We start from the raw sequence: 15,281 nt of genomic DNA, 5'->3' as shown, positions 1-15,281 counted from the left end.
TACGACGGACGTCAGAACGAGACGCCGAGATTCATGCCAAAGGTGGTGTAGGCGGTCTGGAAACCGGCGGGCTTGTCCAGCGGGCTGCCCACGAAGCCTTCCCATTGCACGTGGCGGGTGCCACCGCGCAGGCCCAGCGCCAAGCCGGTGAGGCGGTCGCCGAGCAGCCATTCGGTGGACGGGCCGCTGACCTGGCCGTGGTCGATCGCCACGTAGCTCTCCACTGCGCCGCCGAGCGCGAACGCCAGCTCATTGCGCAGCAGCCAGCCGCGCTCGCCGGTGAGCGAGACTTCACCGTCGAAGCCACGCACGGTGTAGCGGCCGCCGATGGAGAAGCGGTCCTGCGGGACCAGCCGCGAGCGGTTCCACTGCGCGCGCCAGCTGCCGGTGTAGCGCACGGCCTGGCTGCCCCACTGCATCGGCACGGTGAGCTGCGCATCGGCGGTGACCACCTTGCCGCGCGCGGTGCCCTCGCCGAACCCCTCCTCCGGTGCGTGCAGCGCATCGAACGCGCCGGTACCACGTCGGTATGCCAGGTTGCCGTCCAGGGTGGCCTTGCCGATGAACTGGCGGTGGGCGAGCCCGAGTTCCCAGCCGGCCATGCGCCGGCGCTGCACCAGGATTTCGGTGTCGTCGATGAAGTTGTCCGATTCGCGGTACCAGCCGCGCGCGTGCATGCTGGTCTTTGCGCGCGCGTTGCGGAACAGCATGCGGGTAAGGCGCAGTTCGGCGTTGCGGCTGGAGCCGCTGTATTCGTAGGTCTCGAACGCGCCGGCCACGGTCTGCTGGTAGTCGTACTCGCTGGCGTTGGCACCCAGCAGCCACCACCCCATGGGCACGCTGTAGTGCGCGGCCCAGCTGTCGGTGCCGCGTGCGCTGCCGTTGAACACGGACTTGCCTGCGTTGAAATAGAACAGGTCGCTGATCCCGGCCAGGTTGTCCAGCGATACCGTGGCACCGGCCTGCAGCTTGCCGGTGGAGGTGCTGCCGGCGTCGTCCAGGGTCAGGTTGAGGCGCACGGGCGCGCGCTGGCTCCAGCTGATGACCAGGTCGCTCTCACCGGGCCGGGCCTGCTCGCCTTCCTGCGGCGGTGCGATCTGGATGTCCACGGTGGCGGTCGGCACGCGCTGCAGGTTTTCCAGCGCCTGTTCGATGTCGCGCAGGTTGAGCAGGTCACCGGGGCCGACCGCCAGTGCGTTCCACAGCGCCGGGGTGCGTCCTTCACCGCTGGCGAAACGGACCGCGTGGATGCGGCCGGGCACCACCGTGAGCGTGAGCGTGCCGGTCTTCAGGTCCTGCGGTGCGGCAAGGATGCGGGTGGTGACGAAGCCGCGGGCGATGATCGCGTTCTGTACCCGCTTCATCACGATGTCCACGCCACCGGTGCCGAGGCAGCGCCCGGTGGCGCGATCGTTGCGCGGATCGGCGGCCTTGAGCGCCCAGCCGAAGCGATCAGCCAGTTCACCGTCGAGCACGATGTGGTTGATGGTGAAACAGGGCGATTCGTCGACCGGCAGGCGACCGACGGCTTCTTCCGGGGCTGCCTGCAGGCGCACGTCAGGCGTGGTTTCCTGCTGCTCGCGCAGCACCCGCTCACGCTCCTGCTGGCGCAGCAGTTCCTGGTCTGACGGCCCGGCCACCTGTGCAACGGCGGCAGCCGGCAGGCAGGCGATTGCCACGGCCACGGCCAACGGCCAGCGCAGCGCACGGCTGCGTTCGATACGTCCCTGATCCACGTTCACGCGCTTCCCTGGCAGAAAATTCTGAAGCCTCCGATCCTGAAACGGCCGGCGGGCGGCGAACTTTAAAGCAATCCTGCGATCCGAAACAGCTCTGGATCCTCCCTTTCGTTTGTAGGAAAACTACGCATCGCGCGTGAAAGTGAGACATCGCCCGGGGCGTGCGCGGGCATAAAAAAACCGGCGGCCCGAAGACCGCCGGTAGCAACGTCAATGGTCAACGTGCATTACCGCAATGGTGTAACCCCGAAGAAACTGTGACCTCTATCAGACCTCGTAAGCGGATTCACCGTGCGAGGTGACGTCCAGACCGGTGCGCTCGGCTTCCTCGGTGACGCGCAGGCCGAAGACCAGGCGCACTACCAGCAGGATGGCGACGGTGACGACCGCGCACCAGGCGATGGTGAAGCCCACGCTGACCAGCTGCACCCAGACCTGGTGGCCGATGTCGAGGTCGGCCTTGGTGCCGCCCAGCGACTGCGCGCTGAACACACCGGTGAGCAGCGCGCCGACGATGCCGCCGACGCCGTGCACGCCGAACACGTCGGCGGTGTCATCAACCTTGAGCAGGCGCTTGAGGCCGGTGACGCCCCACACGCAGACCACGCCGGTGACCAGGCCGATCACGATCGCACCCAGCGGACCCACGGTGCCGCAGGCCGGGGTGATGCCGACCAGGCCGGCGACCGCGCCGGACGCCGCGCCCAGCGCGGACGGCTTGCCCTTGCTGACCGCTTCGACCAGGGTCCAGCCCAGCACCGCAGCGGCGGTGGCGAGGATGGTGTTGATGAACGCCAGCGATGCCACGGTGTCGGCAGCAGCAGCCGAGCCGGCGTTGAAGCCGAACCAGCCCACCCACAGCAGCATCGCGCCGATGTAGGTGAACGGCACGTTGTGCGGCTTCAGGGCGGTCTGGCCGTAGCCGATGCGCTTGCCGACGAAGTACGCGGCGACCAGGCCGGCCACGCCCGCGTTGATGTGCACCACGGTGCCGCCGGCGAAGTCGATCGCGCCCATTGCGCCGAGGTAACCGCCACCCCACACGATGTGGGCCATCGGGATGTAGCTCAGGGTGAACCACAGTGCCGAGAACAGCAGCACCGCCTTGAACTTGATGCGCTCGGCGAACGCACCGACGATCAGCGCGGTGGTGATGCCGGCGAAGGTGGACTGGAAGGCAACGAACAGGTAATCCGGCAGGCCCTTGATCGGGGTGTTACCCACCGAATCGGGCGCAAAGCCCTTGAGGAAGGCGAACTGGGTGAACGAGCCGAAGAAGGCGTTGCCTTCGCTGAACACCGCGCTGTAGCCATAGGCCACCCACAGGATCAGCACCAGCGAGAACACCACCAGGATCTGGCTGAGGACGGACAGTACGTTCTTGGAGCGGACCAGGCCGCCGTAGAACAGGGCCAGGCCAGGCACCCCCATCAGCAGCACCAGCAGGGTGGAGGTGAGCATCCAGGCGACGTCGCCATGGTCGAAGGTGGGCGCTGCGGCAGCTTCCGCGGCGGCGGCCGGTGCCGCGGCTTCCGGGCCGGGCAGCGGTTCGACGGCAACAGCTTCCGATGGTGCGGGGCTGACCTGGGCCTGGGCATGCGCGGTGCCGGAGAAAGCACCCACCGCCAGCGCGCTGAACAGCATCAACAGGCACACCGCGTGGAACCGGGCTTGCCACCCGGTGAACAAGGAAGTCTTCATTGTGGGCTCCGAGTGGGGTTAGAGCGCGTCCGCGCCGATTTCGCCGGTGCGGATGCGGATGACCTGTTCAACCGCGGTGACGAAGATCTTGCCGTCGCCGATCTTGCCGGTGCCGGCCGCGTTCTGGATCGCTTCAACCACCGCGTCCAGGCGTTCGTCGGTGACCACGGTTTCGATCTTGATCTTGGGCAGGAAATCCACGACGTATTCGGCGCCGCGATACAACTCGGTGTGTCCCTTCTGGCGACCGAAGCCTTTTACTTCAGTCACGGTAATGCCCGATACGCCCGCATCGGAGAGGGCCTCGCGGACCTCGTCGAGCTTGAACGGCCGGATGATGGCGGAGATCAGTTTCATGCGCATGTCCCGATGGTGGATGGAACCGGCCCGAAGACGCAGGCCGATGTCAGGTCAACCGGCGACCACTTGCACATGGCCGCCGGTCGTTGCGCCGAACGTTGCATGGACCGCGATGACGCGGGAGGGAGGTGTGGCCCATGCTGCGCGTCCGGTCTCTCTTTTCCCCTGGTGGTGCGGCAGAAGCAGCCGACTAACAGTCGGCTCTACCGGGTGGTGCGTGCGGATTGCCGCGTGGTGCGTGCGGAATGCCGCGTAGTGCGTGTTGCCGCGTTTTGGCTCCCCAGCCATGGCGCGTTGGTGCAGAAGCGGTGGCGATGACGAAGGTGGGAGGGAAGTCCTTCGGCATCGCCACCTGTTGCTCAGTTGGCGTAGTACATCTGGTATTCGAGCGGATGCGTGGCGGCGCGGAAGCGGGTCACTTCCTGCATCTTCAGCGCGATGTAGCCATCGATGAAGTCGTCGGTCATCACGCCGCCGGCCTTGAGGAACTCGCGGTCCTTGTCCAGCGCTTCCAGGGCCTGGTCCAGGCTGGAGCACACCTGCGGAATCAGCTTCTCTTCTTCCGGCGGCAGGTCGTACAGGTCCTTGTCGCTCGGTGCGCCCGGGTCGATCTGGTTCTTGATGCCGTCCAGGCCGGCCATCATCAGCACGGTGAAGGTCAGGTAGCCGGACTGGATCGGATCGGGGAAGCGCATTTCAATGCGGCGCGCCTTCGGGTTGGACACCCACGGAATGCGACACGAGGCCGAGCGGTTGCGGGCCGAGTAGGCCAGCATGACCGGGGCTTCGAAGCCCGGCACCAGGCGCTTGTAGCTGTTGGTGCCGGAGTTGGCGAAGGCGTTGATGGCCTTGGCGTGCTTGAAGATGCCGCCGATGTACCACAGCGCCAGCTGGCTCAGGCCGCCGTAGCCGTCGCCGGAGAACAGGTTGGTGCCGCCCTTGGACAGCGACTGGTGCACGTGCATGCCGCTGCCGTTGTCGCCGACGATCGGCTTGGGCATGAAGGTGGCGGTCTTGCCATTGCGGTGGGCGACGTTCTTGATGACGTGCTTCATGCGCAGCAGTTCGTCGGCCTTCTGCACCAGGGTGCTGAACTTGGTGCCGATTTCGCACTGGCCGGCGGTGGCCACTTCATGGTGCTGCACTTCGACTTCAATGCCGACCTGTTCCAGCGTCTTGCACATTTCAGCGCGCAGGTCGTGCAGCGAATCGGTCGGCGGGACCGGGAAGTAGCCGCCCTTGACCGCCGGACGGTAGCCGCTGTTGGCGCCGTCGAACTTGTCGCCGGTGCTCCACGCGGCTTCTTCGGAGGAGATCTTGAAGAAGGTGTTGCCCATGTCGTTGGCGAACTGGACGGAGTCGAAGATGAAGAACTCCGGCTCCGGGCCGAAGAAGGCCTGTTCGGCGATGCCGGAGGACTTCAGGTAGGCCTCGGCGCGCTTGGCGATGCCGCGCGGGCAGCGGCCGTACGGCTGCATGGTGGCCGGGTCGAGGATGTCGCAGCTGATCACCAGGGTCGGGTGCTGGTAGAACGGGTCGACGTAGGCGCTGGCTGGGTCCGGCAGCAGGACCATGTCGGACTCGTTGATGCCCTTCCAGCCGGCGATGGAGCTGCCGTCGAACATCTTGCCTTCTTCGAACAGCGACGGTTCCACGATGCTGACCGGGAAGGTGACGTGCTGTTCCACACCGCGCATGTCGACAAAACGCAGGTCGATGAACTCGATCTGGTTGTCCTTGATCAGCTTCTCAACATTTTCCACGGACATCGGTGAAACCTCAGATGGGTGATTGCCTGTGTGGATAGAGCAATCCCCGTGCCAACTTTTCGTGGCGCACAAGTGGTTGATTTCACACGGCGTGCACCCGGATGGACGCTGAACGCGGCGCACCATTGCGGTGCAATGGCCGCACCATGCACACATTTGGTGCGGGTTGTGATGTTTTATGATTTCACCGCACCAGCCGGGCACGGCCCGGCTCTACCCCTTCATTTTTCGAGCAATTGCCCGCCGATGTCCGATCTGTTCTCCGCCCTGCTGTTGGGCATCCTTGAAGGCCTCACCGAATTCCTGCCGATTTCCAGCACCGGCCACCTGCTGATCGCCCAGCACTGGCTGGGCGCACGCTCGGACTTCTTCAACATCGTGATCCAGGCCGGTGCGATCCTGGCGATCACCCTGGTGTTCCGCCAGCGGTTGTGGACGCTGGCCACGGGCCTGCACGACCGCGCCAACCGCGATTACGTGCTCAAGCTGGGCACCGCGTTCCTGGTGACCGCGATCGTAGGCCTGCCGGTCCGGCTGGCCGGCTGGGAGCTGCCCGAAACGGTGACCCCGGTGGCGTGGGCGCTGATCATCGGCGGTATCTGGATGATCCTGGTGGAAGCGCGCACCGCGCGCCTGCCCGACCGCGACGAGGTGACCTGGAAGGTGGCGGTGCTGGTTGGCCTGGCGCAGGTGGTGGCCGGCGTGTTCCCGGGCACCTCGCGGTCGGCGGCGGCAATCTTCATCGCCATGCTGTTCGGCCTGAGCAGGCGCGCGGCCGCCACTGAATTCGTGTTCCTGGTGGGTATTCCCACCATGTTCGCCGCCAGTGGCTACGCATTCCTGGAGCTGGCCAAGGACGGCAAGCTGGCCAGCGAGAACTGGGCCGACGTGGCCGTAGCCTTCGTTGCCGCCGTCATCACCGGCTTCGTCGTAGTGAAGTGGCTGCTGGGCTACATCAAGGCCCACCGCTTCACGGCGTTTGCGTTCTACCGGATCGCACTCGGCGCGGGCCTGCTGCTGTTCCTGCCTGCCGGGAACTGAACAGCGCCGCGCCGCCGCAACCCCACCCGGGGTGCTCCAGCGTTATTCCCCGGGTTCCCAAGGAGATGTCCATGAAAACCACCCGCAACCTGATGCTGATCCTGCCGCTGGCCCTGCTGGCTGCGTGCAGCAACCCCTCCAGCCAGGCCCCCGCCGACCCCGGCCGCGACGACCTCGCCCCGGCCCCGACCGCCGCCGCCGACCAGAAGGCCGCCGTGCAGCTGGACGTGCAGCGCCTGCAGGGCAACCACTGGGTGCTCGACAGCGCCACCGACAGCGCCGGCAAGCGCATCGATGCGCTGTTCGCGCGCGCCGACAAGCCGGTCACGCTGGACTTCATCGATGGCCGCCTGGCCGTGAGCAATACCTGCAACCGCATGGGTGGCGGCTACACCCTGGCCGACGGCACGCTGACCGTCTCGCCGATGGCCTCGACCATGATGGCCTGCACCGACAAGGCGCTGATGGCGCTGGACCAGGCGGTGGGTTCGCGGCTGGAAGGCGCGCTGAAGACCGAGCTGGGCGGCGAAGGCCAGCTCACCCTGCGCACCGCCAGCGGTGACGTGCTGGTGTTCAGCCCGCAGCCCACCGCCGAAACCCGCTTCGGCGGCCCGGGCGAGACGATCTTCATCGAGGTGGCCGCGCAGACCAAGCCGTGCCCGCACCCGATGATCCGCGACAAGCAGTGTCTGCAGACCCGTGAGATCCACTTCGACGACAAGGGGATCAAGCAGGGCACGCCGGGCGCGTTCGAGAACTTCTACGACGTGATCGAGGGCTATACCCACGAAGCCGGCACGCGCAACGTGCTGCGGGTGAAGCGCTTCAACGTGGCCAACCCGCCGGCCGATGCGTCGTCTAAGGCGTATGTGCTGGATATGGTCGTGGAGTCTGCGACCGAGAAGTGACCAGCATTGCGTGGGCCGGCCAACGGCCGGCGCTACCGATGCACTGTGCCGCCCGATGATCGATCGGGCGGCTTTTTTTACGCCAACGCCGGGTTGAGCGTGTAGGTGCCGTGCAATGCGGCTTCGGCCAGCACGTGGCCGTGCATGGCCTTGTGCACGTCGGCGGCGGTGAACGGGGTGGGCAGCTCGAGCGTGGCCACGTCCAGCGCGAACAGGCGGAAGAAGTAACGGTGCACGCGCGCGTCGTTGAACGGCGGGTACGGGCCGTCGTAGCCCAGGTACTGGCCGGCCATGTCCGGGTTGCCGGCGAACCAGCCGGTGAAATCGTTCAGGCCCTGGCGCGCACCGGCCGGGCCGGCAGGCTGCGGCTTGCCCTTGGCGGTGAAGCCATCGCTGCAGCTGCCTTCGGCGATCTCGCGCAGGTCGGCCGGAATGTCGGCCATCGCCCAGTGGGTGAAGTCGGCACGTGGCTGGTCGACGGGCACGCTGCAGTCGCTGCGGCCCACCGTTTCCGGCACGGTGGGCACGTCCGGGTCGATGCACAGCAGGGCGAACGAACGGGTGCCCTCGGGCACCTCGCTCCAGGCCAGCGGCGGGTTGCGGTTGGCGGCGAAGCCGTTGGCATCGCCCGCGGCGAACGTGGCGGGGATCGGTGCGCCGTTGCGCAGGGCGGAACTGGTCAGTTTCATTGCAAGGTCCTCCTTACGCTTCCGGGTAGCCAAGCCGCACCGCGACCGGGGTGAGCTGGGCGAACGCGGACCCCAGCACCTCGCGGTAGTGGCGCCAGTGACCGGCAGGCAGGCGTGCCGGGCCCAGCGTCCGCGCCGGCGGCAGCTGCACGCCGAACAGGCTGCCCAGCTGCGCGGCCATGGCCTCGGGGTCGTTGCCGATGTCATCGACGCGCACGAGGGCGTGCGGGTACAGGTCCTGCTCGTGCAGCGTGGCGATCTGGGTCAGCGAACGGGTCAGCCATTCGGCCGCTTCGTTCACCGAGTTCACCGCGAACGGCGTCGGCGCGCCATGCGCCAGCCACTGCAGCAGCATGTCGCGCGGATCGCGCAGCACCAGCAGCAGGCGGCCTTCCGGCAGCTGCGGACGCAGCGACCACAGCAGCGCGTTGTCCCACCACAGCAGCCAGTCGATGACGTTGGCGTCGGCCAGGCCGCGCTCGGGCAGCTGCGCGCGCCACTGTTCGACCAGCTGTTCCGGCGCCAGCTTGCCGGTGGAGAGGTCCTGCAGCGTGTGGTAGCTCTGGAAGGCATCGTTGGGCGGGTTGGGACCGAAACGGTCGCCGCGCAGCACCTTGCTGCCGGCGGCGATGGCCGCGATGACCCGCTCCACGCCCGAGCCCGGCGCGCCCCAGACGAACATCGGGCGCGCGCTGATCGTCTCGGGAATGCTGCCGGAGTCCGGCCAGGTCAGCGGTGCCTTGGCCTGCGGCGGCAACGGCAGACGCTGCGAGGATTCGGAGGCATGCAGGGCGGCCCAGGTCGACAGGGCCGCATCAAACTGGCCGGCGCGGTCCTGCACGCTGCCCAGCCACGCACGCAGCGCACCGCGGTCGGCTTCGGGCTGGGCGTCGACCAGTGCCTGTACGTGGGCGACCGCGGCGGCCGGATCGCGCGCCAGCAGGGCATCCACCAGGCGGGTTTCGCCGCTGGCACGGCCGGGTTCAATGGCGATGATCTGCCGTGCCACCGCTTCGGCAGCGGCGGCATCGCCGGCCATGTCGTGCAGGCGCAGGCGCGCTTCCAGCGCCGGCAGGTGATCCGGCACGGCCGCGATCCAGCGATCGGCCACGGCGGCGGCCTCGGCACTGCCAACCACTTCGATGGCCAGGCGGGCCATCCACAGGTTGTGTTCCTGCGGGTGCGTTTCCAGCGTGGCATCCAGGGTGTCGCGGGCCTGCTGCTCGCGGCCCAGGCGCTGCCAGGCCATCAGCAGCAGCTGCAGGGTCTGGCGGTCGGCCGGCCACTGTTCCAGCACCGGCAGCAGGTGTTCCAGCGCCTGCAGCGGCTGGCCCGACTGCAGCGCCAGCTCGCCGGCCAGGCGGTGCATCGCCGGGGTGTCGGTCTCGGGCTGGGCCAGCACCTGGCCCACGATGGCGGCGGCGTTTTCGGTATTGCCCTGGCGCAGGGCCAGCTGCACCAGCAGGCCCTGCAGCGAAGTGATGGCCGGGTTGATCTCCAGCACGCGGCGGAAGGCCTGTTCGGCAAACGCCAGCAGGTCCTTGCCCAGATAGGCAAAGCCCAGCGCATAGAGGATGCGTGCATCGTTGGGCAGCGCCTGGCTGGCGGCCGAGAGCAGCGCCAGCGCACGGTCGGCATCATTGCGGCGCAGCGCGATCATGCCCTGCAGCGCCACCACTTCGGCGTTGTCTTCCTCGACGCGCGCGGCGGTGCGGGTGATCCGCTCGGCCTCGTCCACATCGTTGCGCGACAACGCCAGGTGGGCCTGCATCAGGTAGGCCGACAGTTCGTTGGGATTGAGTTCTGCGGTGCGGTCCAGCGCGCTGTTGGCGGCGTCGAACTGGCGCAGCGCCAGCAGCAGGCCGGCGTGCTGCAGATGCAGTTCGGCATTGTCCGGGGCCAGCTCCAGCCCGCGCTGCAGGCTGGCCAGTGCTGCGTCGTGCTGGCCCTGCTGCTGCAGCGCCAGGGCCAGCCAGCGGTGCGCCTGCGGCTGCTCCGGCTCGGCCTGGATCCATTCGCGCGCCAGCTGCGCGGCTTCTTCCACTGCGTTGCGGCGCAGGGCTTGGAGAATAGTGTCTTGCATGACGGTCCGGCTTGGGGTCAAACCCCGATTGTAGAACACCGGCGCCGGCGCGCCGGGCCGGGCCTCAGCGCAGCGCTTCCAGGCTCAGCCGCTGGGCCACCCAGCGTTCGGAGAAGCCATCGCCACGCCAGTTTTCCAGGAACCCGCAGTGGCCGCCCCACGGGGCGATTTCCAGCCGGGCATGGGCCGGCAGGCGCCAGCCGTGGAAGGTGGCGTAGGGAATGACCGGGTCGTCCTGGGCCATCAGGATGTCGGCCGGCACTTCCAGCCCGGCCAGGCGGTCGCCGGCGATGGAATAGCCGTCGAAGTAAGCCTGCAGGGTGCCGAATTCGGTGTGGTGTTCCACCAGCCAGGCGGTCAGCGCGCGGATGTCCAGCTTCAGCACGCGGTCGTCCCAGTCGCTCAGCTCGGGGAACAGGTCGCGCTTGCGGCGCAGCGAGCCGGCCCATTTGCGGCGGAAGTACCAGTCGTACATCGCCGGGCCGTTTTCGATGCTTTCCATGGTGATCGCCGGGTCCAGCACCGGGCAGACCGAGGCCACCCGCCGCAGCGGTACCCCGGCCGACGGCGCGCGCAGCGCCAGCCGCAGCACGAAATTGCCGCCCAGCGAGTAGCCGGCGGCCACCAGCGGCAGCTGCGGCCAGCGCCGGGCGATGTCGCCGGCGGCGTGTACCACTTCGTCGATGCGGTTGGAGTGGAAGATGCCAGGGTTGAGGTGGTGGGTGTTGCCGTGGTCGCGGAAGTTCAGGCGCACCACGTCGTAGCCGGCCTCGAGCATGCGCGCGGCGGTCATGCGCATGTAGCTGGATTCGGAACTGCCTTCCCAGCCATGCAGCAGCAGCGCCATGCCGACCGGCTCACGGCCTTCGATGCGGCTGTGCCAGCCCTGCAGGCGCACGCCTTCGCCGCCGTCCAGGATCAGCTCTTCGGTGAGCGCGCCCGTTGCGGCCAGCAGCACCAGGCCGCGCTGCATGCGCATGCGGCTGGAGCTGAGCATCGACTGCAGGTGCGGGTTGCGCAGCCAACGCGGCGGACAGTAGTCGGCAGCGGTCAGCATCGCGCTATTGGGCGTTCATGGCCGCCACGATGCGCGCACGCGAGGTTTCCGCGATGCGGCGGCGGCCTTCCAGGTCATGGGTGCCAATGGGCGCGAGGAAATGCACCTCGGCCCGCCGTGCCGGTTCCCCCAGCAGGCGCAGGAAGTTGGCGAAGAAGCTTTCGCGCTCGCCGAACGCGACCACCGTCTGCGCGTCGCCGCGCACGCCGTAGCGCAGCGCCACCGGCTGTACCGGCACCTGGGTTTCCACCGCGGCCTGGAAGATGCGGGCGTGGAACGGGCCCACTTCATGGCCACCGCGGGTGCGCCCTTCCGGGAACACGCCCACGGCCTTGCCTTGCTGCAGGCGCTCGACCATCAGCTGCATCACCCCGCCGAGCGATTCGGTGCTGCCGCGCTGGTGGAAGATGGTCTGCCCACGTGCGGCCAGCCAGCCGACCACCGGCCAGCCGGCGATTTCGCGCTTGGCCACGAAGCCCATCATGCGCTGGCTGTGCAGCATGGAGATGTCCACCCAGCTGACGTGGTTGGCCACGAACAGCACCGCGCCCGGCAACGGCGTGCCGATGCGGTGCAGGCGGAAGCCGAAGATCCACATCAACCCGCCCGACCAGGCATTGACCAGCAGGTGCTCCAGCGTACGCCCGCCCACGCGCAGGTTGCCCCACGGCGGCAGCATGCCGACCAGGAGCAGCGGAAGGAACAGCAGCAGGTGGACCAGCAGCAGGGGAACGCGGTACAGGTAACGGCACACACGCGCCACGCCGCCACGCGAGGCCGAAGGGGGGGAAGTCATCCGCGAACGATACCCGAGCGCTGCGGGGTCTGCCAGCGTGGCGGGCCATCCGCCACAGCAGGTCAAGCCGGGCTCAGCCCGGGCGGGCCGCCGGGACCACGGCCAGGGTCAGCCGCGAGGTGCAGACCAGCTTGCCGGCCTCGTCTTCGATGCGGATGTCCCACACGTGGGTGCTGCGGCCCACGTGCACGGCCCGCGCAGTACCGGTGACGGTGCCACCGCGCTGGGCGCGGATGTGGTTGGCGTTGATCTCCAAGCCCACGCAGACCTGTTCGCGGGTATCCACGCACAGGTTGCCGGCGCTGCTGCCCAGGGTTTCGGCCAGCACCACCGAGGCGCCCCCGTGCAGGATGCCGTAAGGCTGGCGGGTGCGCGCGTCGACCGGCATGGTGGCCTGGACCCAGTCGTCACCGGCGGCAGTAAAGACGATGCCAAGGTGTTCGATCAGGGTGTTGCGGCTGAGCGCGTTGAGCGCCTCGATCGAAACCGGCTCGCGGAATACCTGGGACATGCGCTGCTTCCTTGGAACGAAGAGTAATTACAGGATGGGCACCAGGCCGGCGCCGAACGCGGTGAGCATGCGCACCAGCAGCCACTTCGGGCCGACGTTGACCTCGGGGAAATCGCCCACGGCCACATAGCAGCGGTGGAAGTCCGGGTCCTGGCGGCGCAGCGGCTCCGGGCAGTCCGGGCCGGGCTGGAATTCGTAATCGGTGGCGTAACGCCACGGCCAGAAATCGAGCACCGGCAGTGCTTCGGAGGCCTTGCCCACGCTGTAGTTCAGGCCCGACAGCACCGGCGGCTTGGTCCGCGGCGCCACCACCCAGGAGTTCTTGGGGTGGATGTCGCGCAGGATGCTCTGCGCCAGCGCTTCGGCAAACGCCGGGTCATCGATGATCACCGCGCCTTCGGTGTTGTAGTTCTCGCTGCGCGGGTCGAAGTTGTGGGTGCCGATCACACCGATGCGGCGGTCCACCACCAGTGATTTGGCGTGCAGGCCCATGCGCGCACCGCTGCGGGTCACCGGCAGCGGCTTGTTCACCGCCTTGGTGCCCAGGAACGAAGGCCGGGTTTCGGCGCGCAGCACGCGGCGTTCCACCACGCTGCCGTCGGTACGGCGGCGCGCGGCGGGGCCGGGGGTCGGCTGCGGGCGGTCGCCGGCGTCGTCGGTGGCTGGCACGGTGCCGGCGTCTTCCTGCGCCACGGGCGGTGCGGTTGCGCCCGTGGTGTCCGCGCTGCGCCGGTTGCTGCCGCTGCTGCGCGCGTTGCTGCCGGCCGCGCTGCCACCCAGCAGACTGCTGCGCCCACTGTCGGTGCTGGGCGTGGTGCCCAGCGGGGCCGGCACCAGGTTGCGGTAGTCGACCGGCGCATCCAGCGGGAACGGCTTGAACTCGTAGATGTTGAAGCCCAGCTCGCGCATGTTGCGGCGCTTGTACTTGTAGGACAGCGCGTAGACGATCGGGTTGTCGGTGGCGGCCAGGCTGTTGGTGGAGACCACGATGCGCGGCGGTTGTTCGCGCTTGCGCAGTGCCTCGAACAACTTGCGCGCCGGCTTGGACAGCACCAGGTACGGGGTCTGCAGCAGCACTTCGCTCTGCGCGCCGGCAATCAACGAATCCAGCTGCGGCTCAGTCACGTGCTGGCCGTTGGCCGGCTGGCTGGCACGCTCGCGGCGGTGCTTGCGCGGCAGGTCGGCCACATAGCGGACCGAGCGCACCGGCAGTGCGGTATCGACGAACATGCGCTGGATGTAGGCCGGGTCGATCGCCTCATCGATCACCTGTTCCACCCGCGCCGGGCGGCGGTAGTCGGCCGGCGGCATGGCCGGGGCGCCCTGCTTGAGCAGGGTATTGCCCACATCGTTCAGGCGCTCGGCCGGCACGCTGCGCTGGGCGCGCCAGAACGCATCGAAGTTGGCTGCCATGCCGCGCGCTTCGGGGCCGGCCAGCAGTACGTCGCGGTCGCGGAAGTTGTATTCGCTGTCCCAGTCGTAATAGTCGTCCTGGTAATTGCGCCCGCCCACCACGCCCAGCGCATCGTCGATCACCAGCAGCTTGTTGTGCATGCGCTGGTTGAAGCGGCGGAAGCAGCAGATCACGCTGCCGGCATAATCGGCGTAGTTCAGCCGCGCCTTGCCGAACGTCGGGTTGTAGACGCGTATTTCGAAATTCTGGTGGCTGCTGGCCAGCGCGGCCAGGATCTCCAGGTCGGAGATCGCCGAGAGCTGGTCGATCAGCACCCGCACCTTCACCCCGCGCCGCGCGGCGGCCAGCAGTTCGTCCAGCACCAGCCGGGCGCTGTCGTCCTTGTCGAAGATATAGGTCTGCAGGTCGATGCTGCGGGTGGCGCTGCGGATCAGGTTGATGCGCGCCACCAGCGCGGTTTCGCCCTCGTCCAGGATGGTGGCGTAATGGCGAGGCGCCGCTTCGGTGGATTCGCTGAAGGCCTGCCCGCCCAAGGCGCGCAATGGCGAATCGAGCGCGCAGCGGTCGGGCTTGTCGCAGTCCACCACATGGGAACGCGCCTGCGCCGCAATGCCGGCCGCGCGCTCGCGCTGCGCGTTGGACAGCGACGCACAGCCGCTGCCCAGCAACAGGATTGCCAGCACGATCACCCGCAGCAGGGGATTCACGGTTTCAGCGCCTCGTTGAGACGCGCACGCAGGACGAAGGTCACTCGATCACTCAGGGCTAGCTGCCAGCTGTCCATCCCATACCGGCCACGCTGGACGGTACCGCGGCTGACCACATCGCAATCATACCCGGCCCGGGGGCAGGACGCCGGTTCCACCTGCAGGGTCTCGGGGTGGGATACCCCGCGCAGGATCAGCCGGCCATGGATGCCGCCGCCCTTCTCGACCAGCTGCGGGTCGTAGGGCACTGAATCGAATTCGACCACCGGGTAGCGCCCGGCGTCGAAGAACTCCTCGCCCCGCATCCAGCCGGTGTAGCGGTCCTTGCCGGGAATCTCCACGTAGCCGGTGAACATGCGCAGGTGGACCTGGTGGCGGCCGTCGGCCAGCACGTCAATGCGGCCTTCAAAGCGCGGGAACACCCCTTCGATACGCTGGCCCAGCCGGGTGCGGATCTCGAAGCCCAGGCGCGAACGCGCCGTATCCAGCTCCATCACGTGCCTGGG

The 15,281-nt window shown here is 67.9% G+C and carries 13 protein-coding genes; 2 read left to right on the top strand and 11 right to left on the bottom strand.

Features of this window, described 5'->3' with window-relative positions:
- Nucleotides 1-11: 11 nt before the first annotated feature.
- The 4 genes from SOM39_RS10725 to glnA form a co-directional block, all read right to left on the bottom strand.
- Nucleotides 12-1,736 (bottom strand): ShlB/FhaC/HecB family hemolysin secretion/activation protein, encoded by a 1,725-nt coding sequence (locus SOM39_RS10725; RefSeq protein ID WP_414715870.1) that lies wholly within the window; start codon nucleotides 1,734-1,736, stop codon nucleotides 12-14.
- A 270-nt stretch (nucleotides 1,737-2,006) separates the two neighbouring features.
- Complete coding sequence (locus SOM39_RS10720) at nucleotides 2,007-3,440, bottom strand: ammonium transporter (RefSeq protein ID WP_320458315.1); 1,434 nt, start codon at nucleotides 3,438-3,440, stop codon at nucleotides 2,007-2,009.
- An 18-nt stretch (nucleotides 3,441-3,458) separates the two neighbouring features.
- Complete coding sequence (locus SOM39_RS10715; RefSeq protein ID WP_068854487.1) at nucleotides 3,459-3,797, bottom strand: P-II family nitrogen regulator; 339 nt, start codon at nucleotides 3,795-3,797, stop codon at nucleotides 3,459-3,461.
- A gap of 362 nt (nucleotides 3,798-4,159) precedes the next feature.
- Nucleotides 4,160-5,569, bottom strand: coding sequence for a type I glutamate--ammonia ligase (glnA, locus tag SOM39_RS10710; RefSeq protein WP_184126272.1), 1,410 nt, complete (start codon nucleotides 5,567-5,569; stop codon nucleotides 4,160-4,162).
- Nucleotides 5,570-5,815: 246 nt separating this feature from the next.
- On the opposite strand from glnA, the gene SOM39_RS10705 reads away from it, so the two are divergent.
- On the top strand, nucleotides 5,816-6,610 hold the full coding sequence (locus SOM39_RS10705; protein WP_249833440.1) for an undecaprenyl-diphosphate phosphatase: 795 nt from the start codon (nucleotides 5,816-5,818) through the stop codon (nucleotides 6,608-6,610).
- Between the two features lie 71 nt (nucleotides 6,611-6,681).
- Nucleotides 6,682-7,518, top strand: a complete 837-nt coding sequence (locus tag SOM39_RS10700; protein ID WP_320458314.1) for an META and DUF4377 domain-containing protein — start codon at nucleotides 6,682-6,684, stop codon at nucleotides 7,516-7,518.
- Between the two features lie 77 nt (nucleotides 7,519-7,595).
- Here the strand turns inward: SOM39_RS10700 and SOM39_RS10695 are convergent, their stop codons facing one another.
- From SOM39_RS10695 to SOM39_RS10665, 7 genes are all read right to left on the bottom strand, one after another.
- Nucleotides 7,596-8,207: a YbhB/YbcL family Raf kinase inhibitor-like protein gene (locus SOM39_RS10695; protein WP_249833439.1), complete on the bottom strand. Its 612-nt coding sequence runs from the start codon at nucleotides 8,205-8,207 to the stop codon at nucleotides 7,596-7,598.
- A 13-nt stretch (nucleotides 8,208-8,220) separates the two neighbouring features.
- Nucleotides 8,221-10,290 carry a tetratricopeptide repeat protein gene (locus SOM39_RS10690; protein ID WP_320458313.1) on the bottom strand — a complete coding sequence of 690 codons (2,070 nt, stop codon included), beginning with the start codon at nucleotides 10,288-10,290 and terminating at the stop codon, nucleotides 8,221-8,223.
- Between the two features lie 64 nt (nucleotides 10,291-10,354).
- Nucleotides 10,355-11,347 carry a YheT family hydrolase gene (locus SOM39_RS10685; protein WP_068848229.1) on the bottom strand — a complete coding sequence of 331 codons (993 nt, stop codon included), beginning with the start codon at nucleotides 11,345-11,347 and terminating at the stop codon, nucleotides 10,355-10,357.
- 4 nt (nucleotides 11,348-11,351) lie between these two features.
- On the bottom strand, nucleotides 11,352-12,143 hold the full coding sequence (locus SOM39_RS10680) for a lysophospholipid acyltransferase family protein (protein WP_095362459.1): 792 nt from the start codon (nucleotides 12,141-12,143) through the stop codon (nucleotides 11,352-11,354).
- A gap of 73 nt (nucleotides 12,144-12,216) precedes the next feature.
- Complete coding sequence (locus SOM39_RS10675; RefSeq protein ID WP_217538713.1) at nucleotides 12,217-12,654, bottom strand: hotdog fold thioesterase; 438 nt, start codon at nucleotides 12,652-12,654, stop codon at nucleotides 12,217-12,219.
- 27 nt (nucleotides 12,655-12,681) lie between these two features.
- Complete coding sequence (locus tag SOM39_RS10670) at nucleotides 12,682-14,775, bottom strand: phospholipase D family protein (protein ID WP_320458312.1); 2,094 nt, start codon at nucleotides 14,773-14,775, stop codon at nucleotides 12,682-12,684.
- Nucleotides 14,772-15,269: a YceI family protein gene (locus SOM39_RS10665; RefSeq protein WP_083214025.1), complete on the bottom strand. Its 498-nt coding sequence runs from the start codon at nucleotides 15,267-15,269 to the stop codon at nucleotides 14,772-14,774. The genes SOM39_RS10670 and SOM39_RS10665 overlap by 4 nt, the downstream gene beginning before the upstream one ends.
- Between the last annotated feature and the right edge of the window lie 12 nt (nucleotides 15,270-15,281).

This window comes from Stenotrophomonas sp. CFBP8994 (assembly GCF_034044835.1).
GTDB lineage: Bacteria > Pseudomonadota > Gammaproteobacteria > Xanthomonadales > Xanthomonadaceae > Stenotrophomonas > Stenotrophomonas rhizophila_A.
Note: the sequence above shows the minus strand (reverse complement) of the source record. Positions and strands in the feature narration are given on the sequence as shown.